Annotated in this window: 4 protein-coding genes; 1 reads left to right on the top strand and 3 read right to left on the bottom strand. The window is 72.4% G+C overall.

Annotation, left to right across the window (positions count from 1 at the left end; translation table 11 throughout):
- The first annotated feature begins 68 nt into the window (after positions 1–68).
- Positions 69–419 (top strand): phosphatase PAP2 family protein, encoded by a 351-nt coding sequence (locus AB1578_23045; protein ID MEW6490776.1) that lies wholly within the window; start codon positions 69–71, stop codon positions 417–419.
- A 10-nt stretch (positions 420–429) separates the two neighbouring features.
- Here the strand turns inward: AB1578_23045 and AB1578_23050 are convergent, their stop codons facing one another.
- The 3 genes from AB1578_23050 to AB1578_23060 form a co-directional block, all read right to left on the bottom strand.
- Positions 430–738: a hypothetical protein gene (locus AB1578_23050; protein MEW6490777.1), complete on the bottom strand. Its 309-nt coding sequence runs from the start codon at positions 736–738 to the stop codon at positions 430–432.
- Between the two features lie 314 nt (positions 739–1,052).
- On the bottom strand, positions 1,053–2,225 hold the full coding sequence (locus AB1578_23055) for a hypothetical protein (GenBank protein ID MEW6490778.1): 1,173 nt from the start codon (positions 2,223–2,225) through the stop codon (positions 1,053–1,055).
- On the bottom strand, positions 2,222–3,109 hold an 888-nt coding region (locus AB1578_23060), incomplete at its 5' end, for an FAD binding domain-containing protein (protein ID MEW6490779.1). The genes AB1578_23055 and AB1578_23060, both read right to left, overlap by 4 nt.

The following is a 3,109-nucleotide window of genomic DNA, read 5'->3' on the forward strand; positions in this document are numbered from 1 at the left end:
TGCCTGGTCGGGGTCGGGCTGGCGCTGCTCCTGCTGGGGCTCGCCGAGGAGGTGCTGAAGGTCGAGGGTTGGGCGCGGTTGGACCGGGCCGTCCATGGTGCGCTCGGCCCCCATCGCACCTCCCCCACGTCACCCTCGCGACCCCGGCCTTTCCCAGCGCCCACGCCGCGGGGGCCGCGGCCGTGTACGGCTTCCTGGCCTTCCTCGTGGCCCGCGACCTGAAGCAGGCGCGGGCGCGCTTCGAGGTCGCCTACTGGACCGCGGTGGGGGTCCTGCTGGTGGGGTCGAGCCGGGTCCTGTTGGGAGTCCACTACGTCACAGACGTGCTGGCGGGCCTCCTCGTCGGCGCTCTCTGGATCGTGGTGGGGGTCGTCTGGGCCGGGGCGCAATCCGCGGGCCGGAAGTCCCAGGGCCGGTGAGCCCGTCCCGTCACCGCCGCACCCGGCGCACCCAGATCCACAGGCCGGAGAGGATCAGAACCAGGAGGCACGACCCCAGGGCGACGTGGTAGGCGTAGCCGAGCTTGCCGCTGCCATAGTGCATGGAGCGCATCAAGGTGTCGTAGAGGCCGGCCACCGGCGCTTCCACGCCCGGGGGGAGGGGGGCCCGGAGGGCGGCGCGCACGTCCCGGTAGAGGTCGAGGCTGAAGAGCACGCCGCTCAGGGTCTGGAGGAACAGGAAGGGGGAGATCAGGACGCCCAGCCGGCGGTGCCAGGCTCGCAGGTTCGCTTCGTTCACGGCGCAATCCTCCTCTCTCGGTCGCATTCCTGTTCGGAGCGTCGGCACGACCACCCTGCGGGTTCCGCGCCGTTGTAGAACCACAGGAGACTAGCGGCCCGCCGCGGCCTTGGGAAGCGGCCAGGGGGATTTGGGAGCGTTCGTTCCCGAGAGTTATCCGTTCGCTGGCAGCGCGGCAGATGGGGGTGGCCGCTGGTCGCGCCGAAGAGTGCCGCGTGTCGGCCTGCGCGAAGGAGATCCAGGGATTCCATTGGATCGTCTTTCGTCCAAGGGGATCGTCACGGACAGGGACATCACAGCCCGGGCTGCGCGGCCTAGGTCTCCTCGTCCACGTATGCCACGTGCCGGAAGTAGTGCTGCCCTTCGAAGGAGGCGCCCAGGGCGCCTATCCCGAGGCCCAGGGCAGCGGCGAACCCGGCCATGGCGAGGTAGTGGCGCGCCCGGATGGGCCCGGCAAGGGAGGGGGTCCACCCGGCTACGAGGTCGGGGGCGAAGAGGGCCCACTCCACGCCCAGGGCGAGCAGGAACAGGCCCAGGTAGGTGGTCGCCATTCCCAGGGCCGTGGCGACCGTGATGGAGACGTTGGCGGCTACCCTCTGCTCGGTCAGCCGCGGTCCCTTGCGGCGCAGCAGGAGCCTCTGCCGCAGCAGGATGTAGGTGGTGGTCCCGACCAGGGACAGGACGGAGAGAGCGATCACCACGTTCCCCGGCCGGCTCGTGCCCAGGTCCCAGGCCTCGGCGGTAAGGAGGACCACCAGCAGGGCGGAGACCGCCGCCGTGGTGAGGCGGCTGAGATGGAAGGGAAACTCCCAGGGGCGGGCCTGGACCACGGCACTGGCGATGTCGTCCAGGGCGATCCAGGAGGCCCTCAGGTAGAAGGCCCAGGACGCCGGGCGACCGGCCCTCTCCTCGAGCCGGAGGTCCGCCACTTCCGCGAGTTCCTTGCCCAGGGCGTCTCGCTGCCAAGTCGGAAAGACGTTCATCCCGTCCAGATCCGAGGGATCCTGGGGCGGGCAGAGGTAGGAGCCCTGTGTGGTGTCGTGGGCGAGGCCGTTGAGGTCGCCCAGGAGGTGGAGGGCCAGGGCCGCGATGCGGCGGCCCACGGGCTGTTCCCCGACGCCCTCGGCTCCACCCCCCAGGCGGGCGGTGGAGAGCACCCCCACGCCCAGGGCCCGGGACGGGGTGGCGAGGGCATACCTCTTGTAGTAGGCGCGCAGATCGCCGCGGGTGACCACCAGGGCGAAGTCCCAGTGGCGTGCTTCGCGCTCCGCCTCCCCCTCTTCGAGAAGCACCGAGGGGTGCTCCCGGCGCTGCGCGGGGTCGGAGCGCCGCACCAGCGGCACTTCCCAGCGGAACTCGGCGAAGTCCGCTTGGAGGCGGTCGAGCACGCGACGTCGGGCGTCCTCCAGGGCCCGCTCCTCGTCCGGGTCCAGCCGGTTGAGCACCAGCCAGCCGAACTCGATGAGCCGCTCCGGGGGGCGGCTCATCCGGCGCGGGCCGCAGCGAGTAGCTCCTCCTCGATGAGCCCCCGGAAGAGGGGCACCTTGTACCCGTTGTGGGCCAGGGGGCGGGCGTCGGCCACCGCCGCGGCGGCGGCTTCCCGGGCGAGATCCGGGTCGAGCTTCCGGCCCCGGAGGGCCTCCTCGCCGGCCCGGGACCGCCAGGGGAAGGGGGCCGCGCCCCCCAGGACCACCCGGCCCCCGGTGACAGCCGCGCCGTCGAAGGTCAGTGCCAGGGCCACCGCGGCCACCGCGAAGTCCCAGGAGCGCCGGGCCCGCACCTTGCGGTAGCGGCTCCGCAGGCCCGGGGACGGGGCGGGCAGGAGCACCTCGGTGACGATCTCGGTCGGGTCGAGCACCGTCTCTTGCCGGGGGTCATCGGCCGGGCGCACGTGGAAGGTCTCCAGGTCCAGCACCCGGGTGCCCCGGGGTCCCGTGGCCCGTACCTGGGCGCCCAGGGCCACCAAGGCAGGGGCCAGGTCCGAAGGGTGGACGATGTAGCAGCTCCTCCCTCCCAGGATGCAGTGGAAGGGGTTCTGCCCGGTCACGGCGAAGCACTTCTCGCCCCCCTTGCGGGTGCAGGGAAACTCCCCCCGGTAGTACCAGCAGCGCGGCTTCTGGCAGAGGTTTCCCCCCACGGTGCCCTGGTTGCGGAGCTGGGGGCTCGCCACCTCCCCCGCGGCCTGGGTGAGCCCGGGGTAGCGGCGCGCCAGGGTCTCGTTCGCCGCCGCGGCGCTGATGGTGGTCAGCGCCCCGATCCCGAGCCCGCCGTCGCCGGTCTTCCGCAAGCCCCGCAGGCCCGGGATGCCCGAGAGGCTCACCACGGTCTCGACCCCGAAGACGTGGTCGTGCAGGCAGCCGAGCAGGTCCGT

Source organism: Thermodesulfobacteriota bacterium, from assembly GCA_040756475.1.
Lineage (GTDB): Bacteria > Desulfobacterota > Deferrisomatia > Deferrisomatales > JACRMM01 > JBFLZB01.

What these genes read in the sequence shown, in the direction of transcription:
- AB1578_23055 (MEW6490778.1), bottom strand. Translation starts at nt 2,225, where the DNA reads ATGAGCCGCCCCCCGGAGCGGCTCATCGAGTTCGGCTGGCTGGTGCTC.